23 protein-coding genes are annotated in these 25,096 nt (G+C 54.5%); 7 read left to right on the top strand and 16 right to left on the bottom strand.

The genetic code is table 11. The features are described from left to right. Nucleotides 1-130: 130 nt before the first annotated feature. From J7J49_RS15005 to J7J49_RS22695, 3 genes are read left to right on the top strand one after another with little or no spacing between them, the layout of a single operon-like run. Complete coding sequence (locus J7J49_RS15005; protein ID WP_215093673.1) at nucleotides 131-625, top strand: YbbD-related protein; 495 nt, start codon at nucleotides 131-133, stop codon at nucleotides 623-625. A gap of 21 nt (nucleotides 626-646) precedes the next feature. Continuing rightward, a complete protein-coding gene (locus J7J49_RS15000; protein WP_215093671.1) occupies nucleotides 647-784 on the top strand; it encodes a hypothetical protein in 138 nt (45 codons plus the stop codon). Continuing rightward, on the top strand, nucleotides 785-916 hold the full coding sequence (locus J7J49_RS22695) for a hypothetical protein (protein ID WP_285222432.1): 132 nt from the start codon (nucleotides 785-787) through the stop codon (nucleotides 914-916). A gap of 17 nt (nucleotides 917-933) precedes the next feature. On the opposite strand, the gene J7J49_RS14995 is transcribed toward J7J49_RS22695, so the two are convergent. Continuing rightward, entirely contained in the window at nucleotides 934-2,829 is a 1,896-nt protein-coding gene (locus J7J49_RS14995) for a monovalent cation:proton antiporter-2 (CPA2) family protein (protein ID WP_215093669.1), read from the bottom strand. Nucleotides 2,830-2,929: 100 nt separating this feature from the next. Here J7J49_RS14995 and J7J49_RS14990 point away from each other — a divergent pair, with 100 nt between their 5' ends. Genes J7J49_RS14990 through J7J49_RS14980 form a run of 3 tightly spaced genes read left to right on the top strand, consistent with a single transcriptional unit; the run spans nucleotide 2,930 to nucleotide 5,357 of the window. Then, nucleotides 2,930-3,262, top strand: coding sequence for a Trp family transcriptional regulator (locus J7J49_RS14990; RefSeq protein ID WP_215093667.1), 333 nt, complete (start codon nucleotides 2,930-2,932; stop codon nucleotides 3,260-3,262). After that, nucleotides 3,259-4,680 carry an anthranilate synthase component I family protein gene (locus J7J49_RS14985; RefSeq protein WP_215093665.1) on the top strand — a complete coding sequence of 474 codons (1,422 nt, stop codon included), beginning with the start codon at nucleotides 3,259-3,261 and terminating at the stop codon, nucleotides 4,678-4,680. Before J7J49_RS14990 ends, J7J49_RS14985 begins: the two co-directional genes overlap by 4 nt. Next, complete coding sequence (locus J7J49_RS14980; protein WP_215093663.1) at nucleotides 4,677-5,357, top strand: anthranilate synthase component II; 681 nt, start codon at nucleotides 4,677-4,679, stop codon at nucleotides 5,355-5,357. Before J7J49_RS14985 ends, J7J49_RS14980 begins: the two co-directional genes overlap by 4 nt. Before the next feature lie 30 nt (nucleotides 5,358-5,387). Here the strand turns inward: J7J49_RS14980 and J7J49_RS14975 are convergent, their stop codons facing one another. The 8 genes from J7J49_RS14975 to cysM form a co-directional block, all read right to left on the bottom strand. Further along, the gene (locus J7J49_RS14975) at nucleotides 5,388-5,663 is read right to left on the bottom strand and encodes a DUF1294 domain-containing protein (protein ID WP_215093661.1); all 276 of its coding nucleotides are present in this window, start codon (nucleotides 5,661-5,663) and stop codon (nucleotides 5,388-5,390) included. A 26-nt stretch (nucleotides 5,664-5,689) separates the two neighbouring features. Beyond that, nucleotides 5,690-6,769: a 23S rRNA pseudouridine(2604) synthase RluF gene (rluF, locus tag J7J49_RS14970; protein WP_215093659.1), complete on the bottom strand. Its 1,080-nt coding sequence runs from the start codon at nucleotides 6,767-6,769 to the stop codon at nucleotides 5,690-5,692. Nucleotides 6,770-6,805: 36 nt separating this feature from the next. Beyond that, a complete protein-coding gene (locus J7J49_RS14965) occupies nucleotides 6,806-7,351 on the bottom strand; it encodes a DUF924 family protein (protein ID WP_215093657.1) in 546 nt (181 codons plus the stop codon). Nucleotides 7,352-7,409: 58 nt separating this feature from the next. Beyond that, on the bottom strand, nucleotides 7,410-10,058 hold the full coding sequence (gene ppc, locus J7J49_RS14960) for a phosphoenolpyruvate carboxylase (protein WP_215093655.1): 2,649 nt from the start codon (nucleotides 10,056-10,058) through the stop codon (nucleotides 7,410-7,412). Nucleotides 10,059-10,096: 38 nt separating this feature from the next. After that, nucleotides 10,097-10,966, bottom strand: a complete 870-nt coding sequence (gene mazG, locus J7J49_RS14955) for a nucleoside triphosphate pyrophosphohydrolase (RefSeq protein WP_215093654.1) — start codon at nucleotides 10,964-10,966, stop codon at nucleotides 10,097-10,099. Continuing rightward, complete coding sequence (gene relA, locus J7J49_RS14950; RefSeq protein WP_215093653.1) at nucleotides 10,966-13,242, bottom strand: GTP diphosphokinase; 2,277 nt, start codon at nucleotides 13,240-13,242, stop codon at nucleotides 10,966-10,968. The genes mazG and relA overlap by 1 nt, the downstream gene beginning before the upstream one ends. 135 nt (nucleotides 13,243-13,377) lie before the next feature. Then, entirely contained in the window at nucleotides 13,378-14,781 is a 1,404-nt protein-coding gene (locus J7J49_RS14945; protein WP_215093651.1) for a TRAM domain-containing protein, read from the bottom strand. Nucleotides 14,782-14,783: 2 nt separating this feature from the next. Then, complete coding sequence (cysM, locus tag J7J49_RS14940; RefSeq protein ID WP_215093649.1) at nucleotides 14,784-15,716, bottom strand: cysteine synthase CysM; 933 nt, start codon at nucleotides 15,714-15,716, stop codon at nucleotides 14,784-14,786. A 90-nt stretch (nucleotides 15,717-15,806) separates the two neighbouring features. Between cysM and J7J49_RS14935 the strand changes: the two genes are divergently transcribed. Continuing rightward, nucleotides 15,807-18,572 carry an ATP-binding protein gene (locus J7J49_RS14935; RefSeq protein WP_215093647.1) on the top strand — a complete coding sequence of 922 codons (2,766 nt, stop codon included), beginning with the start codon at nucleotides 15,807-15,809 and terminating at the stop codon, nucleotides 18,570-18,572. 89 nt (nucleotides 18,573-18,661) lie between these two features. On the opposite strand, the gene acpS is transcribed toward J7J49_RS14935, so the two are convergent. The 7 genes from acpS to lepA form a co-directional block, all read right to left on the bottom strand. Further along, complete coding sequence (acpS, locus tag J7J49_RS14930; RefSeq protein ID WP_064233139.1) at nucleotides 18,662-19,051, bottom strand: holo-ACP synthase; 390 nt, start codon at nucleotides 19,049-19,051, stop codon at nucleotides 18,662-18,664. A gap of 61 nt (nucleotides 19,052-19,112) precedes the next feature. Further along, nucleotides 19,113-19,949 (bottom strand): pyridoxine 5'-phosphate synthase, encoded by an 837-nt coding sequence (pdxJ, locus tag J7J49_RS14925; RefSeq protein ID WP_215093645.1) that lies wholly within the window; start codon nucleotides 19,947-19,949, stop codon nucleotides 19,113-19,115. 52 nt (nucleotides 19,950-20,001) lie between these two features. Next, nucleotides 20,002-20,697: a DNA repair protein RecO gene (gene recO, locus J7J49_RS14920; protein WP_215093643.1), complete on the bottom strand. Its 696-nt coding sequence runs from the start codon at nucleotides 20,695-20,697 to the stop codon at nucleotides 20,002-20,004. Between the two features lie 8 nt (nucleotides 20,698-20,705). Next, the gene (era, locus tag J7J49_RS14915) at nucleotides 20,706-21,605 is read right to left on the bottom strand and encodes a GTPase Era (RefSeq protein WP_009286442.1); all 900 of its coding nucleotides are present in this window, start codon (nucleotides 21,603-21,605) and stop codon (nucleotides 20,706-20,708) included. Next, nucleotides 21,602-22,294: a ribonuclease III gene (rnc, locus tag J7J49_RS14910; RefSeq protein ID WP_064233142.1), complete on the bottom strand. Its 693-nt coding sequence runs from the start codon at nucleotides 22,292-22,294 to the stop codon at nucleotides 21,602-21,604. The genes era and rnc overlap by 4 nt, the downstream gene beginning before the upstream one ends. Nucleotides 22,295-22,361: 67 nt before the next feature. After that, nucleotides 22,362-23,165 (bottom strand): signal peptidase I, encoded by an 804-nt coding sequence (gene lepB / locus J7J49_RS14905; protein ID WP_215093641.1) that lies wholly within the window; start codon nucleotides 23,163-23,165, stop codon nucleotides 22,362-22,364. A gap of 15 nt (nucleotides 23,166-23,180) precedes the next feature. Next, nucleotides 23,181-24,998, bottom strand: coding sequence for a translation elongation factor 4 (gene lepA, locus J7J49_RS14900; protein ID WP_064233144.1), 1,818 nt, complete (start codon nucleotides 24,996-24,998; stop codon nucleotides 23,181-23,183). Nucleotides 24,999-25,096 lie beyond the last annotated feature (98 nt).

Raw genomic sequence — 25,096 nt, 5'->3', positions numbered from 1 at the left:
GATAGGTATATACCAAAAAAAATCATCGTAGAACACGATCCCAGTTGCGAAGAACAGGCTATTTAGACTAAAAACTTAATTATTTGTGAAGCTATAAAAGCTTCGCATCTTGAAAACAGGGTGAGAATAAATGTCATTAAAATCGGCTTTAACTTTCATATTAAAATTTTTAAAAATCGTGACTTTCATTATGGGAATTCTCTCTTGGATTTTGATCTCCTTTTCTGTCGTTAGCATATTGCTATCAGACCCAATAAATATTCGCGAGTTTGAAAGTTACGAAGACATCGACAAGGAAGGAACTGTTGGCGATATAACTTGGTTCCCCAAATTCTTCCCAAAAAGTTCTAAAGAAATAGTTCTGTGGACTAATGTGGAAAGTAATGATTACAAAATCACCTTCACTCTTCAAGATGAACAAGAGCTAGTTGACCTTTTGAAAGGTGCTAGTGTGACGACTTCATCTCTGCGCAGAAAAGACTATGATGCCAAAGAATATACCTTTTGGTGCAAAACTGACCATGAGTATGACAGAAGAACACACCTAATTATAACTAACAACCTAAAATCTGAGATAGTGATAAGAAACCCCTACACTGATGAGTGCCGTTGTAACACTCTTTAATTCACCGACTACAGACTCTATGTGCAAAATTCACTAATGAACCTGGGGCCGCCTGGAGTTACGCACTTAAACGGCAGCCAGCACGGCGTCCACCGCTACTCGTTGGACGCGACCGGTAATCAATTCAACGGCACCCGCGACCGCATTGTGAGAAAGTAAATGGATAACCAAAGCACTAACGTTGTGTACGAACCAGGAAGTTTTGTGCCAATACTCAGAATAGACGATGCCCAGCAAGGCCAGTTCGTCAGCGCCTATATCGCCGATGCCTTGGGTACGCTCCCTGATTGAGTAGCGCTACACTTTACCTATGCCTTGTCCCCCTGATCAACCTCTGGCGGTGTCCAGATCGGCACATCCTCCCGTTGGGGCTCTGGCCAATCCTGCTGCATGGCGCTATTCAGCGACTCTTCCAGCTTCATAAATAGCTCGCCGTAGCGGGGGCTGAAACTGATGCCTTCTTCGATCTCTTTCCAGGCGTTAAACAGCTCGTCTTCGTGGTCATCTTCGTTCTGTACAAAGGCCCAGGTCATTTGCTTGGCACGCATGGGGTGCACGCCCATGGCTGTCAAAGCATGGCCCCCTAACTCCAGCGCTGAATGGTAGGTTTCGCTGATTACATCGTCGGCCCCTGCATCACGGAGCTGATAGCCGTGGCCGCGGTCAAAGGCGCGGGCCAATACCCAGACATGCGGATAGGCGTGCTTTACATGCTTGACTATCTGCACGGAGCGGTCGCGATCATCTAGCGCGATAACCAGCAAACGGGCATGCTCAATCCCTGCCGTTTCGAGTAAGTCAGAGCGGCTGGCATCACCAAAGTAGCTTTTAATATTAATTTTTCGCAGGTTTTCGATCTGCTTGATCTCGTGATCCAACGCAACTATGGGAATATTATTAGCGCGCAACAAACGGCAAATTATTTGCCCAAACCGCCCTACCCCCGCAACGATAACCGGCGCCTGCTCTTCAATCGCATCGGCCTCTCGGTCGTCGTTTTTGGTTGTTTGGTAACGCGGTAGCACTAAGCGGTCGTAAGCTATAAAAAGCAGTGGTGTTAAGAACATTGAAAGCGCGACAACCAACGACAGTACCTGGGAGATATCAGTAGGAATTACGCTGTTTTGGACGCTATAGGTGAGCAGCACAAAGCCAAATTCACCGGCTTGGGCAAGGCTTAAAGTAAACAGCCAGCCGTTGCTGCCATGCACCCGGAATAGCAGTGCCAAGCCCAGCAGAATCACCCCTTTTACAACGATAACCGCCACGCCTAATGAGAGTACCGTGCCCCACTCTGCCGCCAGCACCGAGAAGTTGATGCCCGCGCCGACGGTAATAAAGAACAGCCCCAGAAGCAGGCCTTTGAAGGGTTCAATATTGGCTTCCAGCTCGTGCTTAAACTCGCTATTAGCCAGTACCACGCCGGCCAAAAAGGCCCCCAAAGCAGGAGATAGATTGACCACACTCATCAGTGCGGCGATGCCAATGACCAACATCAGCGCCGTGGCGGTAAACACCTCACGAAGGCCAGAGCCAATGACATAGCGAAACAACAGCGGCACTAAATAGTAGCCCCCGGCTATCACGCTGGCGATAGCAGCTACGACCACCAAAGCGTGTGCCCAGCCGGGCAAGCCTGCAACCAAGTTTAAACTGGCATGGCCATCATCAACGCCCACACCCATTAATTCCGGCAGCGCCAGCAGCGGAATCAACGCCAGCATAGGGATCACCGCGATATCCTGAAACAGCAGCACCGAGAAAGCGCTGCGCCCGCCTTCTGTTTTGGCGAGTCCCTTCTCATTGAGTGTTTGCAGCACAATGGCCGTGGAAGAGAGCGCGAAAATTAACCCCACTGCCAGTGCAGTTTGCCACACAAGTCCCAGCCACCAAGCCATGGCAGTGCCTGCAGCGGCCGTTAGCACTACCTGAAGCCCACCCAGACCGATCAACCGCACGCGCATCGCCCAAAGCCCCTTGGGATCAAGCTCCATACCCACCAAAAACAGCATCATCACCACGCCAAACTCGGCAAAGTGCTGAATAGTGGTGGTCTCCTGACCCACCAATCCTAGAATTGGGCCAATCACCACCCCAGCAACCAAATAACCCAGCACTGACCCCAGGCCGAAGCGTTTGGCGAGCGGTACCGCAATCACCGCGGCGACAAGGTAAATAAAGGCTTGAATAAAATAGCCGGTCATCGAATTCCCTTAATGTAAATCAACACGCATTGCTTGACTTTTACGGCCAATAATATAACGTACTAGTACGCTAGTACACGATTATTAACCGGTCTTGACCATGCCCTCAAACGAAGACTACCAGGCTGAGCTAATTGACCATCTGCTCGCCATTGATTCACCTAAGGCAATGGACGCAGCGCTGGCTAGCCTGCTAACGCCTGCAGAGTACCAAGAAATCAGTAAACGCCTACAGATTTTTAGACTACTGCGTGACGGTGTGCCCCACCGCAAAATTGCCGAAATCCTGGGCGTGGGTATCGCTACGGTGTCACGGGGCTCCCGCGCCTTAGCAACGTTACCTGCTTCAACATCGCCACATTCTTCTCAATCTTCTTCACAGCCTTCTTCACCACTTTCATCACCACCCTCTTCACGGAATGATGCATCATGACCACTGCCAATACACAGGCCGTATCAGGCCCGCAGCCTTTTACGCTGCCACGCAAACCGCACTATGTGACCTTGGCGGCGGACTGCGATTTTTTTGCGCTGTTTCAAAAAATCGAGCGGCAATTTTCTACCTGCTACATGCTGGAGTCCTTGGGCGAAGACAGCCATATGGCGCGCCACTCGATCATTGGCTTTGACCCCGAGTACACGCTTTACGCCAACGGCCAAACGCTGACCATCGAAGACCGCAAAGGCAATGCCAACCACTACTCCAGCGATAACCCCTACGAGCTGCTGCGCAGCCTGATCCCGCAAAATATTATTTCGCGTAAATACGCTGGCGGACTAAGCGGTTATCTCGGTTACGATGCCATGCAGTACTTCGAGCCATCGCTAACGCTTAAAGCCAGCGATGATTTCGATACGTTTCGCTTTGGGCTTTACAAAGATGGCCTGATTCTCGACAAGATGACCGGGGAAGTCACCTACTTCTACTACGACAACAGCCGCTACGACTTTCTGCAGACGCTGATCAGTGCAGACGATGAGCCAGCAGGCCCGCTGCAGATCACGGCACTCGGCGACTCCATGAGCCAGGCAGAGCACGCTGAGGCAGTGGCCAAGGTGAAGCAGGATATTATTGACGGCAAGGTGTTCCAGTGTGAGGTCGGGTTTAAAAAGCGCTTTCGGATTCAGGGCGACACTTTGGCGTTGTACGACCAGCTACGCACCATTAACCCCTCGCCGCAGATGTACTACGTCAAATTTGGTGAACAGAAGCTAATTGGCGCCAGCCCTGAGCTGCTGTTCCGGCTGCGCCAAGGGGAGATGGAAACTTTTCCCCTCGCAGGTACCACGCTGCGCGGACAAACGCCTCAGGAAGACACCCAGCTCGCCCGGGCACTGCTCAACGACCCTAAAGAGATCGCCGAGCACAATATGATTGTGGATCTACACCGCAATGATATTGGCCGAGTAGCGCAGTTCGGTACGGTGAAGGTGCGCAGCCTGATGGACATCAAGCGCTTCAGCCACGTGCAGCATATCTCCAGCGAGATCGTCGGCATTATCGCCGAAGGCGAGGATATGTTTACCGCGCTGGCCAGCAATTTTCCGGCGGGCACCCTCACCGGTGCGCCAAAAATCGAAGCGATGAAAATTATCGATGACTTGGAAACCGACGGTCGCGGCCCCTATGGTGGTGCGGTAGGTCAGTTTTCGTTCAACGGTGACTGCACCTTTGCAATCCCCATCCGTACCGTGTTTGTTAACGGAGAGCGCGCCTACGTGCAAACTTGTGGCGGCAACGTCTTCGATAGCAACGCTGAAGATGAGTACGAAGAGATTCGCCGCAAATTTGCCGGTACCCGCAAAGCCCTTGCCCCTTTTATGAAAACGGACATGGAGCGCCCAGCATGAAAGTACTGATTATCGATAATTACGACTCCTTCACCTATAACCTCTACCAGTTTATTGGTGAGATTTTAACCACGGAGAAGAATCGCGGCGGGCTGGCCAATTTCGAGATACTCGTTAAGCGCAATAATCAAATCGATTTCCACGCCATCGAAGCCATGGCACCGGATCGCATTATTATCTCCCCCGGCCCCGGCTCGCCGGATGACCCGCGCTACTTTGGCGTGTGCGCTGAAGTGATTGAGAAACTGGGCAAGACCACGCCGCTACTTGGGGTGTGCCTGGGCATGCAGGGCATTGTGCACGTATTCGGCGGCAAGGTGGTGAAAGCGCCGTTACCCATGCACGGTAAAATTAGCCCGATCAATCATAACAACCATTCGGTGTTTAATGGCGTACCCGACCAGCTTGAGGTAATGCGCTATCACTCACTGATTGCCGATGCGACCACCCTACCCGAGTGCCTTGAAGTGACCGCCACCGTGGGCGCACTGGAAGCTGATAACTTTGAGCAGCGCAGCGGCTGGCAAGCATTGGGTGAATTCGAACTGATGGGCGTGAAACACCGGGAGTACCCGATTCACGGGATTCAGTTCCATCCGGAATCGTTTGCCACCGAAGGCGGTAAAGAGCTGATTGCTAATTTTCTTTTCGCGCCCAACGATCAAGCCACAGCGTAAGCACCAAGTATAGGATGGCTAAATGGGTGGCTAAATGAGACTCAATGAAACAGTTAGCCACCCTGCACAGACCAGATTCACGACAACCGTCAGCCAGAACGTAACTTGAAAGGTGGTTTTCTGGGTTTTATGCCGCAGCTGCTGTTGAGCCAGGAGCGCACCCGGCCAACCACCCACTATCCCAAGCAGATGTAACGACTTCTCACTCACCCGACGGCGGTTTTTAATCGCCGCCTTTTTGTCGATGGCATACGTGATATAAGCGATAACGCTCATCACAGCGTAAAAGGCGACGATTGGAATCACAGTGGAGACTCTTGAAGGGTTAGGAGCTACTTGCGTCGCTGAGAAGGTTTGCCGCCCACCGCTGGCTTACCGCGGCCTTTACCAACGGGCTTACCTTTAGCGCCAGTCTTGCTTTTAACACCGGGCTTACCGAGGGCTTTACCGCCCTTGGGGTGCGGCTTACTTGGCGCATTGCCTTTCGGGCCGGTGCTAGCTTTTCCGTTAGCTTTTCCGCTGGCGGCTTTTTTACCTTTGGGAAGCGATTTAGCCCCGGCGGCCTTGACACCAGCCGCCTTCGCGCCTGCTTTGGCCGGACGCCCTTTCGCGGAAGGCGGTTTTGCCTTTCCTGCGCCTGAGCTGTAGTTGGGTCTTTCCGGCTTAGCTTTACTTTTCTTCTCGGGTGCCGCCTCTGAGCGTTCGGTCAGGGCGATAATGGTATCGATCTCTTTAGGCGTGAGATCGCGCCAGTCGCCCAGGGCCAAGCCTTTGAGGGGTACATTCATAATACGCGTGCGAATAAGCTGCGTGACCTCATAGCCGAAGTATTCGCACATACGGCGAATTTGCCGATTGAGCCCCTGCACCAAGGTGATGGTGAACACAAAGGTGGACTCTTTTTGCACCTTGCACCGCTTGGTCACCTTGCCAAGAATCGGCACACCGCTCTGCATGCCGTCGATAAACTCGTCGGTGATCGGCTTGTCCACCGTCACCTGGTACTCTTTCTCGTGGTTGTTATTGGCGCGCAAAATCTTGTTAACCAGATCGCCGTTATTGGTTAAAAAAATCAGCCCCTGGGAGTCTTTATCGAGCCGCCCAATGGGGAAAATACGCACGCCATGCTTCACGAACTCAACGATATTATCCTTCTCGCTGGACTCGGTGGTACTGACAATGCCCACCGGTTTGTTCAGCACGATAAGAACGAGATCCTCCTCCTCCTGAGGCTCGATCTCCTGACCGTTAACCTTAACCAAATCCCCCGCCACCACCTGATCACCGGTGGTCGCGCGGCGGCCATTAATCCACACATTGCCCTGCTCCACAAAGCGGTCGGCCTCGCGGCGGGAGCACATGCCACTTTCGCTAATGTACTTATTGATCCGGGTAGATTTTCGCAACGACATATAACGCCATATGGCTAAAAGAGAATAAAGAAACGCTTAAAAAGACGAGCCGGGCTGCTTTAGAAAGTCCAGCTCTTCATCGCTAGAGGCCCGCCCTAGCAATGCATTGCGGTGCGGGTAACGCCCGAAACGATCAATAATCGCTTTGTGGCGGACTTCAAAATCGAGATTGCTCTCCAACCCCGGCTGGTCAAATAGCTGCATCGCCCGCTCATGAATAACCACAGACTCGCTATGCATATAGGGCATATACAGAAACGCCCGCTGCACGCTGGAAAGCGGAGCATCGGCTCCAACGGCCACTGCCTCCTGGGCCAGCGCCAGCGCTAAGGCATCGGTGGCAAAAGCGCGCGCGTCATCGCGGTAGATATTGCGCGAGAACTGATCCAGCACAATGATCTCAGCGAGCCGCCCTTCGGCTGTTTGCCTCCATGGGTAACACTCGCACTGCGCGGCTTGGGCATGCATGGCGCTAAACCGCTCCGCGATCAACCGATCCATCTCAGGGTCTTTTTTAAACCACTGAGCAGGCGTCAGCTCCTCAAACCAAAAATCGAGTACCGCTTGAGCATCTGAGGGCATTGACGCCTCCTTCTTAGCGTAATTAAGAAACTAGCCGGTGTTGCCTGGCCCGTGTTACCTAGCCCGTGTTACGTAGACCAGCAGCAATCCCCGCCATGGTGACCATGAGTGCACGGGAAAGATCCGCGCTAATCGCCCCATCGGCATCACGGTTACGCTGCAGCAGCTCTGCCTGAAGGCCATGGAGCGGGTCGATGTAGGGGTTACGCACATCGATCGCCTGACGAATCAGCGGCGTATTCTCCAGCAGTTTCTCCTGCTGCAAGATATCCAGCACTGCATCTTCCAAACGCCCAAAACGTTCACGCAGCTGTTTACCCAGTGCCTTCAGCGAGGGCTCGTCGACTAAGCGGTGCTCGTAGTAAGCGGCAATCGCTACGTCGGCTTTAGCCAGCAGCATCTCAAGCATGTCCAGGTAGGTGCCGAAGAAAGGCCACTCGTTGCGCATCTCCTGCAACACATCACGGCCGCCGGGCTGCTCCAAACGCCGTGAGAAGGCTTCGCCGCTGCCCAGCCACGCGGGTAGCATTAAACGAATCTGCGTCCAGGCGAAAATCCACGGAATAGCGCGTAGGGTTTCGACCCCACCGTCCTGACGCCGCTTGGTGGGACGGGAGCCTAGTGGCAGCCTGCCCAGAGCACCTTCTGGGGTGACCGCCCGGAAATAAGGCACAAAGTCCGGGTCTTCACGCACGACGCCTACGTAGGCGGCATGCGCTACCTTTGCGAGCTGATCCATCTCCTCACGCCAGTGGGGTTCTGGAGCACGAGGTGGCAATAGCGTGGCTTCCAACACCGCGCAGGCGTAGATCTCCATGGAGCGCAGAGCAATATCCGGCTGGCCAAACTTAAAGCGAATCATCTCGCCCTGCTCGGTCACCCTGAGGCTGCCGTTCACCGAGCCTGGGGGCTGGGAGAGAATCGCCGCGTGGGCTGGGCCGCCACCACGGCCAACGGTGCCACCGCGGCCGTGGAACAGGGTTAAATCAACGCCGTGCCGGTGACACACATTCACCAACGACTCCTGGGCACGGTACTGCGCCCAAGCAGCGGCCAACTGACCGGCATCTTTGGCCGAGTCGGAATAACCGATCATAATTTCCTGGCGGTCATCAATCAGCGAACGATAGCCGGGTATCGCGAGCAGTTGATCCACCACATCGCCTGCGTGATTAAGGTCGTTAAGGGTTTCAAACAACGGCGCAATAGGTAGCGTTACCTGTCCGCCAACCTCTTTCATCAGCAGCGCGACGGTGAGCACATCAGAAGGCTCAGCGGCCATGGAAATAATGTACGTCCCCAGTGCTTCAGTTTGCTCCTGGGCGATGACTTTGAAGGTATCCAGCACTTCTCGGGATTCCGCAGAGCACTCCCAGCGGCGCGGAATCAGCGGGCGTCGTGAGGCCAGCTCGACGAGCAGAAACTCCTGGCGTTTGGCTTCGTCCCACTCCTGGTAATGACCCAGACCCAGGGCATTGGTCAGCTCCTCAATGACCTGGGCATGGCGGCTGGCTTCTTGGCGTAGGTCTAGCTTGGTCAGCGTCACACCAAATACCGCTACCCGACGCAGCGTATCCAGCAGCGCGCCGTTGGCGATGGTATCGAGGCCCACATCACACAGCGAGCGGTAGCAGGCGAGCAGTGGCGAATAGAGCTGATCGCGGGTTTCGATAATCGGCCCGCCGTCATAGTTATTCCCCTCCAGCTCAGCCTTGGCCCAATCGCGGGTTGATTCCATCTTCGCAAGCAACCGCTTCAACACTTCGCGGTAAGGCTCAGCGACATCGCCCGCTTCAGCTTTGAGCGCACTATTGGCCTTCCACATGGAGAGCTCGGTTTTGAGCTGCTCAAGATCGCGCAAATAGAGGTCGGCAGCCATCCAGCGGCCCAGTAGCAATACTTCGCGGGTCACCCGTGCAGTTACGTTGGGGTTACCGTCCCGGTCGCCGCCCATCCAGGAAGCGTAGCGTATCGGTGCGGCGTCCAGGGGCAAGCGCTCGCCGGCGGTATCCAGCAGCAGGTTGTCCAGATCCCGGTGAAAGTCAGGCACTGCCTGCCACAACGAGTTTTCGATCACCGCAAAACCCCACTTGGCTTCGTCCACCGGGGTGGGCCGCTCGTGGCGGATCTCGTCGGTGTGCCACGCCTGACTAATCAGCTCTTCCAGGCGCCCTTGGGCGCGGGTGCCACGCTCGGGATAATCTTCAGAGCTCTCGATGGCGGTTAAACACTCATCGATGGCGTCATATTTTTGGATCAAGGTGCGGCGAATAACTTCGGTGGGGTGGGCGGTGAGCACCAACTCTACGCGCATATTAGCGAGGGTTTCGACTAGATTACGCGGTGAGTTACCCGCCTTCTGGGCGCGTTCAAGCAGTTCCCCCAGCACTGGCTGAGAGCCAGGCTTGTAGTCCTCTACCCGGCGAAAGCGTGCCCGGTAGTGCTGTTCGGCAATATTGGCAAGGTTTAAAAACTGGTTAAAGGCTCGAGTAACCGGCAGCAGGTCGCTCTCGGGGAGCTCACGCAGGTACTCGATTAATTCGCGCTGCTGCAGTGAATCGCCTTGGCGACCGCGCTTGGCGTGAGCACGGATGGTTTCAATTTTATCGACAAATGCTTGGCCCAAATCATCGGCAATGGTGCGCCCCAGGCTATCGCCCAGAATGCGCACGTTATCGCGCAGAGATTCGTGTAGGTCGTGACTCATTGGCATGGCCTCCTTGCAGGGGTCGCATCATTATTAAATCAGGAATGGGTAGGTTGTTTTTCTTGTGACTGAAGTTCTTGAGACTGAAGCTCTTGTGCTTTTGCCGCCTGCCAGTGGGCTTCCATCTCGTCTAGGGAAGCCTCCGTTAATGGCCGCTGGACAGCGATCAGCTCGCGCTCGACATAACGAAAACGGCGCTCAAACTTGGCATTGGTAGCGCGCAGGCACTGCTCCGGGTCGGCATTCAGCGTGCGGGCAAGATTGGTGACGGCAAATAGCAGATCGCCGACTTCTTCTTGCGCATGCGATTGATCACCAGCGGCGAGCGCTTCTTCCACTTCGGCCAACTCTTCACGAATTTTATCAATCACGCCGCGGGCGTCGGGCCAATCAAAGCCTACTCGCGCTGCGCGTTTAGACAGCTTGGCAGCGCGGCTAAGCGCGGGCAGCGTGCGCGGCACATCGTCGAGCACAGAGGGCCGCTCTACGGCTCTCTCGGCGCGTTCTTCGGCTTTCAATGACTCCCAGCGGCTATTCACCTGCTGGGTTTGCACCTCTTCGGCACTCACTCCTGGCGGGCGCCGGGAAGCCAGGGTGCCCTCTGGAAATACGTGTGGATGGCGGCGTAGCATTTTGGCGGTCAGTGTATCGACGATATCCGCAAAGTCGAAGCGCTGCTCCTCCGCACCAAACTGGGCGTAGTAGACCACTTGAAAAAGCAGATCGCCTAGCTCACCGGGTAGCTCGTCAAAAGCGCGCCGTTCGATGGCATCAGCGACCTCGTAGGCCTCTTCCAGGGTGTGGGGCACAATGCTGTCCCAATCCTGCTGAAGATCCCAGGGACAGCCTTGCTCGTGGTCACGCAACACCTGCATCAATTTCAGCAGGTCATCGATACCATGGCGCATTACGCACCTCCCTTACGCGCTTGCTGCTCTGGGTCGGCGTTGCGCAAACGGCGCACTTCGGTAACGTTAGGCAACTGCTGAATACGCGAGAACAAGCGCCCCAGTGATTCAAGGCCATCGACTTCCAGCGTGATACGCAGTCGGGCAATGCCTTCATCGGTATCGGTGAGCGTGTTCACCGCCAGCACGTTAACTTTTTCATTACCCAGCAGCCCGGTAACGTCGCGCAACAGACCGGAGCGATCCCAAGCCTGAATTTCAATGGTTACCGGATAACGGGTTTGGGCGCGTTCGCCCCACTCCACTTCGATAATGCGCTGGGGCTCATCCAGACGCAATTGTAGAATATTGCTGCAGTCCTGACGGTGAACGGTCACACCGCGCCCCTGAGTAATAAAGCCAATAATCGGCTCACCGGGCACCGGACGGCAGCAGTTGGCCATACTGGTTTTCAGGTTGCCGACACCCAGCACAGTGATATCACTTTTGGTGGCCTTGCTGGATTGGCGTTTTGGCTTGGCGAGTAGGCGGTCGAGCTGCTCTTGATCATCGCTTTCACCAAATAGCTGCTGGGCCTGGTGCAACACTTGACCAATGCGCAAGTCTCCGGCGCCGATGGCGGCGTACATATCATCAGCATTGAGGTAGTTAACCGCCTTGGCCAGCTTGGGCAGGTCGAGGCCCTCAACGTCCAGGCGGCGCATTTCGCGGTCAAACAGCACGCGCCCTTCGTCTAGATTTTGATCCCGCGCCTGATGCTTGAACCATGCTTGGATTTTGGCCCGCGCCCGTGAGGTGCGCACATAGCCCAGGTTGGGGTTTAACCAGTCGCGGCTCGGTCCGCCCTTGGTGGCGGTGAGAATTTCTATCTGCTGGCCGGTTTTAAGCTTGTAAGTGAGCGGCACGATGCGCCCATTAATTTTGGCACCCCGGCAGCGGTGCCCAATCTCGGTATGCACCCGGTAGGCAAAGTCGATCGGGGTGGCAATACGCGGCAAATCGATGACGTGGCCGTCGGGGGTAAAGACATAGATACGGTCAGGTGCCACATCGCTGGAGAGCCCTTCTCGCAGGTCGCCAAAACCACCCACCTCGTCCTGCCACTCCAGTACCTGACGCAGCCAGGCAATTTTCTCTTCGTAGCTACGGCTTTTGGCGTTGGTATCGTGGCCTTTGTAACGCCAGTGGGCGCACACGCCCAGCTCCGCTTCGTCGTGCATGGCGAAGGTACGAATCTGGATTTCGAGCACCTTGTTTTCTGGCCCCATCACGGCAGTATGCAGTGACTGGTAGCCGTTCTTTTTGGGGTTGGCGATGTAGTCGTCAAACTCGTTCGGCACGTGATGCCAGCGCGAGTGAATAATGCCCAGTACGGTGTAGCAGTCGGCTACTTCTGGCACTAGAATTCGCACTGCTCTTACGTCGTGTACCTGAGAAAAATCGATCCGTTTGCGCTTCATTTTACGCCAGATCGAGTAAATATGTTTGGCTCGACCGTCCACGTCATAGCGGTGGATGTGCTGCGCTTCCATCAACGCTTTGATGGTTTCTACGACATCGTGGATATAGCGGTCGCGATCAAGGCGCTTCTCCGCCAACAGCTTGGCAATCGCTTTGTACTCGTCTTCGTGCAAATAACGAAACGATAGGTCTTCCAGCTCCCACTTAAGCTGACCGATGCCCAGGCGGTGGGCCAGCGGCGCGTAAATATCGGCAACTTCCCTGGCCACCTGTAAGCTTTTTTCCCGGGGGGCGTCTTTTACTTGGCGTAAGGCGCAGGTGCGTTCGGCAATTTTGATCAGCGCCACGCGTACATCACCGACCATATTGACCAGCATCTTGCGCAGGTTTTCCTGCTGGTTGTGCTGGCCCATGCCATGATCAGGCGCCAGCGGGTAGCTAATAGCGGCCATTTGCAGCACGCCATCAATCAGGCTGGCCACTTCTTCGCCAAAGCGCTTTGATACAGACTCAAGGCTCAGCAACCCTTCCCTTACGCCACGGTAGAGAACGGCGGCCTCAAGCGTCGCTTGATCTAGCTTCAGTTCGCCTAGGATATCAGCCATTTCCAGACCCATGCGAAAGCTAGAGCCTGGCGATAGCCATACGCGATGGGTGCGTGGGGCCTCAAGCTCCAACTTTTCGGCAAGTTCACAGGCAGCGACTAAACGCTCAGGCTCAGGTAGACGCACATCCTCCTGAAGGCGCGTCAACCATTGCTGTATGTCCACCTTTCCGCTTGCGGTTAGCGGCTGGTCTTCACGCACTTTCACCATGACAATCACTTATCCTTTCAGGGAGACGGTCTCTACACGGCCGTCACCGTGGCTTGATGCGGCGGGGCAACACAGGCCCCCTAGCCTTGCAACAGAAGCTTTATAACATCCGCTTTATAGCATCAGCTTTTAACATCATTTTTTAACATCAGCTTCAAACAGCATCAGCGTTTCCATATGCGCAGTGTGAAGGAACATATCCGCAACTGCTACTTGCTTGACCCGGTAACCTGCATGCACAAGATGTGCCGCATCTCGGGCAAGCGTCGCTGGATCACAGGAAATATAGACCACTTTGGGCACCGGATGATGGGCCAGCGCTTGGCAAATTGCCTCTGCGCCGCTGCGCGGTGGATCGAGCACCAGCGCATCACTATCACCATGCACAGTTAACAACTCATTAACGCCGACGGCGTCGCTCAAATCGGCCTGCTGGCCGCTGACCATGAGCTGATTGCGCTTAGCATTTATGGCAATGCGCGCCACCATGGCGAGGTTGCCTTCCACCGCATGAACCTCAGCACCTGCGCCCGCCATAGGCAGGCTGAAATTACCGATACCGGCAAACAGATCGAGTAGTTTCTGCCCTGGTTGTGGCGCTAGCCACTGGAGAATCTGGGCGACCATCTGCTGATTAACCTGGGCGTTAACCTGTAAAAAATCCCCCGGCGCAAAACTTAAGCTCAGCGGGGGTTGGGCGTTAACGGTTAGCACCTCTTCTAGCGTCGGCGCTGCGCCATGCCAGTGCAGAGCAGGTGTTTCACGCCCCAACCAAGTGCCCAGCGCTACTCCCTGCTGCTGCGCAAAAGCCTGCCAGCGTTCGGCGTCTTTTCCGTGCTCCTTTAACTGGCGCACCAACACCACCTGGGTTGTAGGCGTTGCCAACAGTTCGATATGGCCTACCTTACGCGGAGCCTCCAGGGTTTTCAGTAACTCGCGCAGGGGCGTTAGCAACTGCTGTAAGGGATCGACCAATACCGGGCAGCGCTCGATATCCACTAGGCGGTGGCTGTGGGCGGCGCGAAAGCCAAGCCGCGTATTGCCCTGGCTATCAACTTTGACGCCCAGCCGCGCACGGCGACGGTAGCCTTGATCATCCCCCTGAATTGAGCCAATCTGGTCTAGCGTAATGCCTTGACGCGCAAAGAGGTCGCGCACTACTTCGCGCTTATGGGCACGTTGGGCATCGATATTCAAATGCTGCAAATCGCAACCACCGCAGTGACCAAAATGCGGGCACGGCGGTGTGACGCGCTGCTCCGATGTCGTCAGCAGTGATTTGAGATGCGCTTCGTCAAAGCGCTTGCGGGTGAGGTGAATGGCGACATCCACCTGTTCGCCAGGTAACGCCTGATCAACAAACACGGTTTTACCGTTGGCAGCGTGGGCAACGCCACGGCCATCGTGGGCCAAGCGTTCAATTACCAAGGGCGATGTACCCTCCGTAGCCGTATGCCGTGTTTTGCCGCCTGGCGTGCCCGCTAGCCCAGAATGACCTGACGCAGGCCTGGGCGGCCGCCGTTTTCCCAACATGGCCATGGTTATACTCCTGGGGCAAAAAGGCCAGTTGAGAGATAGCGGTCACCACGGTCACAGACGATAAACACAATCACCGCATTTTCGGTCTGCTCAGCGATGCGCAGCGCACCCGCTAGACTGCCTCCCGATGAGACCCCGGCCAGAATGCCCTCTTCACGGGCCAGACGACGCATATGCTCTTCTGCTTCCTGTTGGCCAATATCCAGGGTGACATCCACCCGCGGCGCTTCAAAAATAGCCGGTAGGTAAGCCTGTGGCCAGCGGCGAATACCGGGAATGCTAGCGCCATCGGCAGGCTGCAAGCCGACAATTTGAATGGCTGGGTTTTGCTCTTTCAAATAGCGCGACACGCCCATAATGGTGCCCGTCGTACCCATGGAGCTGACGAAGTGAGTCACTTCGCCACCGGTTTGCTGCCACACTTCGGGCCCGGTGGTGCGGTAGTGCGCCAGGGGGTTATCCGGGTTAGCGAACTGGTTGAGCGGCTTCCCCTCACCTCTGGCAATCATGCCATCCGCAATATCCCGAGCCTCTTCCATGCCACCGGCTTTGCTGGCAGAAATTAATTTAGCGCCATAGGCCGCCATTGCCTGCTTACGCTCTTCCGAGGCGTTTTCGGGCATAACCAACACCATCTGATAGCCTTTAATCGCCGCTGCCATGGCTAACGCAATACCGGTATTGCCTGAGGTTGCCTCAATCAGCGTATCGCCAGGGGTAATATCGCCCCGCGCTTCGGCTTCATTGATCATGGAGAGCGCAGGGCGGTCTTTGACCGACCCGGCGGGGTTATTGCCTTCGAGCTTGGCCAACAAGGTATTGTTACGCCCAGCGCTAATGCGCTTCAGGCGTACTAGGGGCGTGTTGCCAACCACATCTTCTAGCGTGGGATAGCCCTTGGGATTGTCCTTGAGATAGCCCTTGAGATCGTTCATGAATATTCCTTATCGTCACCGTTATGCTGCATTATATCGGTGCTGCCTTGGGCTGGACAGGCAACCTCCTTGAATCAACGAGCTCTTTTCATGTCTTTGAACACCCGTCTTCTATTTGCCTTACTCGGTTTTCCGCTCCTGGTGTACGCCATGATGGCCGTACTGCTGGTCATACAGAGTGATACACAAGCCCGCGCAGCACAGCAAGAGCGCTTAGAAAGTGCTGGCGAGTTGCTGGCTCCAAGCCTTACTGACGCGGTTACAGCGGCTGATGCCCAGCGTCTGGAGGCCTTGGCGCGCCAACTGCTCAATATGCAAGAGCTGCGATCGGTTGCGCTTTTTAATCAACAAGGCGATCGTCTTTTACAGCTGGGGCAATCCAGTTCTCCTCTGCCTAGCGCCCCCGCTGTTAATCAACTGATCATGGAGAAGGAAGCTTGGCGGCTACGTTTGCCACTAAATGCTTCTCAGAGCAATGCATACCCGATCAGTACAAGCCAGATTCGAACCAGCCAGCTTCTAGCAAACGATACTAGCGTTGGCTGGCTAGACATTGAAATGGACACCCGAGCGTTAGCCTTGGGACGCTATAAACTGATTGCCAGCCTCAGCTTAGGCGGCATGTTACTTGGCCTGCTGCTATTTTTAGTTGCTTTCGCCATCAGCCGCTATACCACCCGCCCTATTGAAGAAGCCAACCAAGCCCTTTACCGCCTATCCCGCGGGGACTACCGACTAAGTTTGGCGCCCTCTAATGCAGCAGAACTTCACCAGCTGAGTAGCCATATTAACGCCCTGGCCGAGCACTTTCAGCAGGCCCAGCGGAATATGCAAACACAAATCGAGCAGGCTACCAGCGAGCTGCAAGAGTCAATGGAAACCATTGAAGAGCAGAATATCAAGCTCGATCTAGCTCACCGCAGCGCGCTGCGAGCGAACGCTGTAAAGTCTGAATTTTTAGCCAACATGAGTCATGAGATCCGTACGCCGTTAAACGGCATTATCGGCTTCTGCCGGTTGCTGGGCCGTTCATCGCTGGATACACGACAGCAGGAGTGGCTACAGCACGTGCATCGCGCTTGCGACAATCTGCTTATGCTGGTTAACGACGTACTCGACTTTTCCAAGCTTGAAGCGAATCGCCTCACCCTGGAAGAGGCGGATATCGATATTGTCGCGCTGGTTGACGAAGTGGTAGGGCTGCATGCTCCAGAAGCCCAACACAAACAGCTTCATTTGGTGGCCATGGTATATGACGACGTACCTACACCGCTGACCGGCGACCCACTGCGTATTCACCAAGTATTGAACAACTTAATTGGCAATGCGCTCAAATTCACCCATGAAGGCGAAGTGATCGTGCGCGTCATGCTGGATAACCTGGAAGGCCAACATGTGGTGCTCAATATCAGCGTCAGTGACACCGGAATTGGCCTAAGCGACGCCCACCAAGAAGCACTGTTTAGCGCCTTTTCTCAAGCAGAGCCCAGCCATTCGCGACAGTTTGGTGGCAGTGGCCTCGGCCTTACTATTTGCCGACAATTGATTGAACGCATGGGCGGAGAGATTGAGGTGAAGAGCAAACTGGGTAAAGGTACGACCTTTTCTTTCACGCTGCCCATGCTGGCTCACAAGGCTATCGAACGGCCACCTGAAATCAGCCTGGCCAATCCGACTATTCGTTTATATGAGACTCACGCACCGACCCGACACGTACTCGAGCATTTACTGCAGCGCTGGGAAGCACAGCCGATCGCGTTTGATGCCTCTGAGCCAGCGAGACTGCTGATATTAGGGTTGGAACACAGCGACTTTAGTCCCGAATGGCACTCCCACTGGCAAACGGTGATTGATCAAACGCCCTGCCCCACTTTGGTTTTAGCCAATGGCAACAGTTTTGACCTGCCACCGCTGCACTTAACCCATGGGGGTGAAACCCTCTACAAACCCTTTTCCCGTGCTCAACTGGTGGCGTCGCTTAAGCAACTCCTCTTACCTGCACTTCTGCCAAATAAAAGCGACCAGGAATTACTAGCACTACCAGCGGCATCCCAGTCACTCAAACTATTGATTGTCGACGATAACGCGCCGAACCGAGAGCTGCTCAAAAGTATGCTTGAAGACTCAACCCTGCATGTCATTACGGCAGAAAGTGGCCGCCAGGCGCTAGAATTCGCGCGCAACAGTAACGTTGACATGGTGTTAATGGACATTCGTATGCCAGAAATGGATGGCGTGCAGACCACCCAGGCGCTGCGCCGACTTAGTAGCACCTGGGCCCGCTGCCCGATTATTGCCGTTACCGCCCACGTGCTAAGCAGTGAGCGTCAGCAGTGGCTCGCAGAAGGCCTCGATGACGTGCTGATAAAACCAATTGACGAGGCACAGTTAGACCAGTTGCTAAAGCGCTTTTTGGGGATTACTCATCGGCTGGCCACCAGTAATGCAACGACGTCCTACTTACAGCGCGAAAGCAGTACCAATAATCCACGCTTTAGCCACGAAACTCCCGCCACACTGCCCGTCGTTGATCTTGAGATAGGAGCACGCCTAGCAGGGGGTAAAGAGTACTTGGCGCGAGAACAGCTAAAACGCCTGATCGACAGTTTGGATGAGAGTGAACAGCATATGCGCGCTGCTTTTGCCCAAAAAAACTTACCCACGCTGCTCGATTGGGTACATGGACTCAATGGCGCTAGCCGCTACTGCGGTGCGCCTGAGCTGGCATTGCTGGTCGAGACCCTGGAAACCCGACTACGTACTAGCGGCTTAGACCATGTTGAGGGGCTACTGGCAGACCTCTACCGGGCAATGGGAAGGCTGCGTGCACATCGTCCATTACTGCTTAGACATTAAGTACTTATGCATTAAGCACTTAGATATTAAGAACTTAAATATTAAGCACTTAGGTATTAAGCATATCGAGCATCAAGCAAAACTTAACGTTAGCCTTGGGCTTCACGCTCTAATACAACAAAAGCCACCGCGTACTCGACTTCATCGCTCAACGTAACGTGGCTGGTGGTGACACCTGCCGCTTGCAAGAGCCTTTCGGCTTCGCCGTTAAGAAGGAAATAGGGCTTACCCAGGGCATCGTTCAGCACCTGAATATCACACCACTGCAATCCCTGGCGTAGGCCTAACCCCAGCGCTTTAACAAATGCCTCTTTGGCAGCAAAGCGTTTGGCCAGAAACGCAGCGGGCTGGGATTTCTGCTGCCAAAGCGCATGCTCTTCGGGGCCTAGAATACGCTGAGCAAAGCGTGGGCCGTGCCGCTGCATGGCCCGTGTAAAACGTTCAACACGGGCAATATCAGAACCTATACCCACGATCATTGCCTAAAACCCCTGAACAGAAAAACTCTAAACAGAAAATCCTTAAACAGAAAACAGCTGATTAATGCCCGCAGCAGCCATTATGAACATGCTCGGATGAGTCTGCATGATCGTGGCTATGTTCGTGATCGTGAGCATCGAGGGCCGCCATTAAGCCCGCCTCTTGACCAGCGATAATCAAGCGCTTCATTTCCTGAACGGCCTCTTTCAGGCCCACAAACAGCGCACGGGCGATAATCGCATGACCAATATTGAGTTCGTTGACGCCCGGCAGCGCCGCAATCGCTTCAACGTTATGGTAGTGCAAGCCATGACCGGCATTGACCACCAACCCCAGTGAGATAGCGTGAGTCGCAGCGGTGGTTAAGCGATGATACTCCGCATTGGCGGCATCGCTACCTGGTCGTGCTTCGGCATAAGCGCCCGTGTGCAGCTCAATCGTCGGCGCCCCGGCGCGCTGGGCAGCGTCAATTTGCTCAATATCAGGATCGATAAACAGGGACACATCACAACCCGCCGCGCTCAATCGCTGGCAGGCGCTGGCAATGGCGTCAAAGCCGCCTACAACGTCCAGGCCGCCTTCGGTGGTCAGCTCTTCGCGTTTTTCCGGCACTAAACAGACATGGGCGGGACGCACCTCTTCGGCCAAAGCCAGCATCTCTTCGGTGACGGCCATTTCCAGATTCATACGCGTATTAAGCACTTCTGCCAGAATACGCACATCCCGGGGCTGAATATGTCGCCGATCCTCACGCAAATGCACGGTGATACCGTCAGCACCGGCCTCTTCGGCGACTAGTGCCGCCTGCACAGGGTCAGGGTAGCGCGTACCTCGGGCTTGGCGAAGTGTCGCGATGTGATCGATATTGACGCCTAACAGTATCCGAGGGGGGTGCATAGAGCCTCCAGCGCAGCGATAAAATAAGAGTTTGTGAACATAAAATCAGGAATTAGGGACGGTGGCGGCGCCGTGCTAAATCGAGCATCAGTTCCCGCGAACGTAAAACGGTTGTGCCCAGATGGGGCGCCAACGCCGCGCGCATTACCGCCTTAAGTGCATTGGCAAGCCCTTCATGCTGCCAGTCACCCTGTTCAATATAGCGTAGCGTTCTGCCATCGAGCCCTCGCTCAGCAGGCATAAATGCCCGGCTGGCGGTATCAAAACGGTAGCGGAGTTGGGGATCCAAAACGCTACCCTCTGGCGTCGTAAACTGCGGCGTGGCCTCCAGCGCTTCTAGCAGCGCCCATTCATAGCGGCGTAACGCCAGTGCTCGTTCCGCTGGCGCCGGTAACGCTTCGAGTAGCGCGGTATAAAACGCAAATACGTCGGGCGCTGGCAATTCTAACGGCAGTAGCCGGGTAGCGATTTCATTGGCATAAAGCCCGCATAGCAGCCCCTCTCCAGCCAATAGCGCCGTCTGTCCACGTGACTCCATTAACGTCAACCGCTTCAAATCACGACTGCCCTGCCAGGTCACAAACAGCGGTGTAAACGGCTGCAGGCGTTGGCGTGATTTTGAGCCAGGCCGTTGCCCACCATGGGCAACGGCACGCACTCTGCCGTGATCAAGCGTTAATAGATCCACCAACGCACTGGTTTCACGGTAGGGCCGACGATGGAGCAAAAAAGCCGGCTCTGGCGCCATCGTTACCTTCAATCGAGGTCGTAACCCAAGCTTTTCAAGGCGCGCTCGTCATCCGACCAGCCGCGCTTCACTTTCACCCATAAATTGAGCATTACTTTAGTGCCCAAGGCGCGCTCCATATCCAAGCGCGCTTCGCGGCCGATGCTCTTGAGGCGATCGCCGTTTTCGCCGATCAAAATGACTTTCTGGCCTTGACGCTCAACGAGAATAAGTGCGCTGATATGCGTTACTCGCTCAGTCTCGCGGAACTCTTCAATTTCGACGGTCATCTGGTAAGGCAGCTCATCGCCCAACTGGCGCATGACCTTTTCACGTACCAGTTCAGCGGCCATAAAGCGCAGGCTTTTATCGGTAATTTGGTCTTCAGGGAAGAAGTGGACGCTTTCAGGCAGGTGTTTGGCCACCTCCTCTTCCAACGTGTCGACCTGGGTGCCGTGTTTCGCTGAAATCGGCACAATGGCGGCGAAATCACGGCGCGCACCGACATCGGCGAGCCATGGCAGTAAATCGCCTTTTTCGCCCAGGCGGTCGACTTTATTAACCGCCAGAATCACCGGCGCTTTTACATGTTCCAGGCGCTTTAACACCGCCTGGTCTTCTTCCGTCCAGCGGGTGCGGTCGATAATAAACACCACGCAATCGACATCGCGCAGCGCCTGGGTAGCTGCTTGATTCATAAAGCGATTGATGGCTTTATTACGATCTTTGGACATGATGTGCATGCCCGGCGTATCCACGTAGATAAACTGGGTCTCATCGACCGTTTTAATACCCATTACCTGGTGCCGCGTGGTTTGCGGGCGCCGTGAGGTAATCGATATTTTCTGCCCTAGAATACGGTTCATGAGGGTCGATTTGCCCACGTTGGGTCGGCCGACAATGGCAACGAATCCGCAGGTTTGGCTCATGATTTATCTCCAGGGCTTTTTTCGAGGTACGACAGCGCTTCTTCTGCCGCTTGCTGTTCAGCATGGCGGCGACTAGGGCCTTTACCAGTGGTATGCTCAGCCAACAAGTCAATGTAGCACTCCACGGTAAAGGTCTGGGCATGCGCCTCACCCTTTACGCAGACAACTTCATACCGCGGCAACGCGGCTTGACGCGACTGCAGGAACTCCTGCAGCCGTGTTTTGGGATCTTTTTGAGTATCTTGCAAAGAAATATTACCCAGTCTTTCGGAGTACCAATCCAACACACGGTCGCGTACCACATCCATCCCGGCGTCCAGATAGATGCCACCAATAATGGCTTCTACCGCATCCGCCAGGATCGATTCACGGCGATGCCCGCCGCTTTTCATCTCACCTGATCCTAACCGCAAGCATTCGCCAAACTCCATTTCCCGGGCCAGTTCCGCCAGCGTTTGCCCCTTCACCAGTCGCGCGCGCAGGCGTGAAAGCTGCCCTTCTCGAGCTTGGGGAAAGCGCTGAAAAAGCGCCTCGGCGATCACAAAGTTGACGATGGAGTCACCCAAAAACTCCAGGCGCTCATTGTTACGACCACCGAAGCTACGGTGGGTCAAGGCCAATTCCAGTAGCGTATCGTCGCCAAAAGTATGGCCGATTCGTCGGCAAAAAGCGTTCAAGGAATTACTCACAGCTCTCCTACGTCATTGACGTTAACTAAAGTGACATAACTAATTAAATCTAGCCTAGGCAGCATTTTCATTCAATCCGCCGCACGCTGGTAAAGCTTGGCAACCCGCCGTCCCAATGCATCCATACCGCAAACGCACGACCGACAATATTTTCTTCTGGCACGAAGCCCCAATAACGGCTGTCGTTGGAGTGGTCACGGTTGTCGCCCATCATGAAATACTCGCCTTCTGGAATCGTTTCTTCACGCATTTGCGGGCCAGGATCACGCGGGTTGTTATAAATGAAGTGCTCGGCGTCACCGAGGCGCTCTTCTAACAGCAGCTGTTGAGGCGATTTATCAGGCCCCTCTGCAATCAGCTGCTTAGCGATCGGCTCTCCATTAATATAAAGCTGTTTACCTTCGTAGCGGACAGTATCACCCGGCAAGCCAACCACGCGCTTAATGAAATTGACCGAAGGTTCTTCGGGAAAACGAAAGACCATCACGTCGCCGCGCTCAGGGTCACCTACTTCGATAAAGCGGGTATTCACTACCGGCAGGCGTAGGCCATAGGCAAACTTGTTGACCAGAATAAAGTCACCCACTTCAAGCGTCGGCCGCATTGAACCCGAAGGAATTTGAAAGGGTTCAATGATGAAACTACGCACTATCAGCACCACGAGTAGCACTGGAAAAAACGAGCGCGCGTAGTCGACCGGCCAAGGCTCTTTCAGCAGTTTTTCGCTGGTAACGGGATCCAACCCTTCCTGGGTTTTAGCCTCTGCTGCGGCGAAGCGTTGGCGGCGCTTAGGCTTTAATAGCCATACATCCAATAGGTAAATAGCGCCCGAAAGCGCAACGGCAAGTACCAGCAGTAATGAAAAATCCATGAGTGACGTTCTTTCCTAGTCGTTAACCTTGAGCACAGCAAGGAAGGCATCCTGGGGAATTTCCACGCGCCCCACTTGTTTCATGCGTTTCTTACCCGCTTTCTGTTTCTCGAGCAGTTTCTTCTTACGGCTGACATCGCCGCCATAACACTTGGCCGTCACGTTTTTACGCAGCGCCTTCACAGTGGAACGTGCTACCACTTGGCCACCAATAGCCGCCTGAATCGCCACGTCAAACATCTGGCGTGGAATCAGCTCTTTCATTTTTTCAACTAATAAGCGACCACGATTATGAGCGTGATCGCGGTGAATAATCACCGCTAGCGCGTCCACCTTGTCGCCATTTATCAATACGTCGAGACGGACTAATTTCGCCTCTTCAAAGCGTTCGAAGTTATATTCAAGCGACGCGTAGCCTTTAGAAATCGATTTCAAGCGGTCAAAGAAGTCCATGACCACTTCTGACATGGGGAGCTCATAAGCCAGTTGAATTTGATTACCCAAGAACTGCATGTCTCGCTGTGTGCCGCGGCGCTGTTCACATTCGGCAATGACATTACCCACGTATTCTTGGGGAACCAATATGCTGGCGCGGACAATCGGCTCACGCATTTCATCTACGTCAGCCATATCAGGCAGCTTGGAAGGGTTGGAGACATAGTGAACGTCGCCATTCTTCATCGCTAGTTCGTAGACAACCGTTGGAGCGGTAGTGAGTAGGTCAATATCATACTCACGCTCTAGGCGCTCTTGAATGATCTCCATGTGCAGCGTGCCTAGAAAACCTACACGGAATCCAAATCCAAGTGCGTCGGAGTTCTCTGGCACATATTCAAGAGAGGCATCGTTAAGCGCGAGCTTTTCAAGCGCATCACGGAAGTCCTCGTAATCATCCGCACTGACTGGGAACATACCGGCGTAAACCTGCGGCTTCACTTTTTGGAAACCGGGCAAACGCGGTACATCGGGCGTTTTAGTGTGAGTGATCGTATCGCCCACCGGCGCACCGTGAATCTCTTTGATACCGGCAACAATAAAACCGACTTCGCCCGCCCGCAGAATATCTGTCTGTTTACGTTGGGGGGTAAAAATACCTACTTCTGTAGCGCCCCAATCGCGGCCGGTTGATTTAATACGGATTTTATCGCCTTTACGTAGCGTGCCGTCGAACAGGCGCACTAACGAGACAACGCCAAGGTAGTTATCAAACCAGGAATCAATAATCAACGCTTGCAGTGGCGCATCAGGATCGCCTTTGGGCGGCGGAATATCCCGCACCAAGCGCTCAAGCAGGGCATCAATACCAATGCCACTTTTAGCCGAAACTTGGCAGGCATCCGTGGCATCGAGGCCAATAATCTCTTCGATCTCCTGAGCAACCTTGTCGCAGTCCGCTTGAGGTAAATCGATTTTATTTAGTACGGGCAGTACTTCCAGGCCTTGTTCGATAGCGGTATAGCAGTTGGCCACCGACTGAGCCTCAACACCTTGTGCAGCATCGACAACCAGCAACGCCCCTTCACAGGCGTAGAGTGAACGCGACACCTCATAAGAAAAGTCAACATGCCCAGGCGTATCGATAAAGTTCAGCTGATAAACTTGACCATCGGCAGCAGTGTAATCCAGCGTGACCGACTGCGCTTTGATGGTGATACCACGTTCACGCTCGATGTCCATAGAATCGAGCACTTGCTCTTTAAGCTCACGCTCGGTTAATCCTTCGCAGGTCTGGATCAGGCGATCAGAGAGCGTCGATTTACCATGGTCGATGTGGGCGATTATTGAAAAGTTGCGTATGTGCTTAAGCTTTCCGTTGGGAACGTCTTGGGACATCGAGTCTGTTCTGCCTTAGTGGTACGCAAGCGGCCGCATCAGCAGACCGCTTCGAGAGTTCAAAGCTCGAAAACAGCTGCCGTTTAAAACTAAGGGCC

Origin of the sequence: Halomonas sp. ISL-56 (genome assembly GCF_018612805.1) — a bacterium.
GTDB lineage: Bacteria > Pseudomonadota > Gammaproteobacteria > Pseudomonadales > Halomonadaceae > Vreelandella.
This window is presented reverse-complemented; position numbering and strand designations above follow the sequence as displayed.

Excerpts from the sequence above, each read along its gene's own strand:
- J7J49_RS14985 (WP_215093665.1), top strand. The coding sequence starts at position 3,259 with ATGACCACTGCCAATACACAGGCCGTATCAGGCCCGCAGCCTTTTACG.
- J7J49_RS14945 (WP_215093651.1), bottom strand. The coding sequence starts at position 14,781 with ATGGCCATGTTGGGAAAACGGCGGCCGCCCAGGCCTGCGTCAGGTCAT.
- era (WP_009286442.1), bottom strand. The coding sequence starts at position 21,605 with ATGAGCCAAACCTGCGGATTCGTTGCCATTGTCGGCCGACCCAACGTG.
- cysM (WP_215093649.1), bottom strand. The coding sequence starts at position 15,716 with ATGAACGATCTCAAGGGCTATCTCAAGGACAATCCCAAGGGCTATCCC.
- ppc (WP_215093655.1), bottom strand. The coding sequence starts at position 10,058 with ATGAGTCACGACCTACACGAATCTCTGCGCGATAACGTGCGCATTCTG.
- mazG (WP_215093654.1), bottom strand. The coding sequence starts at position 10,966 with ATGCGCCATGGTATCGATGACCTGCTGAAATTGATGCAGGTGTTGCGT.
- J7J49_RS14965 (WP_215093657.1), bottom strand. The coding sequence starts at position 7,351 with ATGCCCTCAGATGCTCAAGCGGTACTCGATTTTTGGTTTGAGGAGCTG.
- recO (WP_215093643.1), bottom strand. The coding sequence starts at position 20,697 with ATGGCGCCAGAGCCGGCTTTTTTGCTCCATCGTCGGCCCTACCGTGAA.
- pdxJ (WP_215093645.1), bottom strand. The coding sequence starts at position 19,949 with ATGCACCCCCCTCGGATACTGTTAGGCGTCAATATCGATCACATCGCG.
- J7J49_RS14990 (WP_215093667.1), top strand. The coding sequence starts at position 2,930 with ATGCCCTCAAACGAAGACTACCAGGCTGAGCTAATTGACCATCTGCTC.
- rluF (WP_215093659.1), bottom strand. The coding sequence starts at position 6,769 with ATGTCGTTGCGAAAATCTACCCGGATCAATAAGTACATTAGCGAAAGT.
- lepB (WP_215093641.1), bottom strand. The coding sequence starts at position 23,165 with ATGGATTTTTCATTACTGCTGGTACTTGCCGTTGCGCTTTCGGGCGCT.
- acpS (WP_064233139.1), bottom strand. The coding sequence starts at position 19,051 with ATGATCGTGGGTATAGGTTCTGATATTGCCCGTGTTGAACGTTTTACA.
- J7J49_RS14935 (WP_215093647.1), top strand. The coding sequence starts at position 15,807 with ATGTCTTTGAACACCCGTCTTCTATTTGCCTTACTCGGTTTTCCGCTC.
- J7J49_RS14995 (WP_215093669.1), bottom strand. The coding sequence starts at position 2,829 with ATGACCGGCTATTTTATTCAAGCCTTTATTTACCTTGTCGCCGCGGTG.
- J7J49_RS14980 (WP_215093663.1), top strand. The coding sequence starts at position 4,677 with ATGAAAGTACTGATTATCGATAATTACGACTCCTTCACCTATAACCTC.
- relA (WP_215093653.1), bottom strand. The coding sequence starts at position 13,242 with ATGGTGAAAGTGCGTGAAGACCAGCCGCTAACCGCAAGCGGAAAGGTG.
- lepA (WP_064233144.1), bottom strand. The coding sequence starts at position 24,998 with ATGTCCCAAGACGTTCCCAACGGAAAGCTTAAGCACATACGCAACTTT.
- J7J49_RS15005 (WP_215093673.1), top strand. The coding sequence starts at position 131 with ATGTCATTAAAATCGGCTTTAACTTTCATATTAAAATTTTTAAAAATC.
- J7J49_RS22695 (WP_285222432.1), top strand. The coding sequence starts at position 785 with ATGGATAACCAAAGCACTAACGTTGTGTACGAACCAGGAAGTTTTGTG.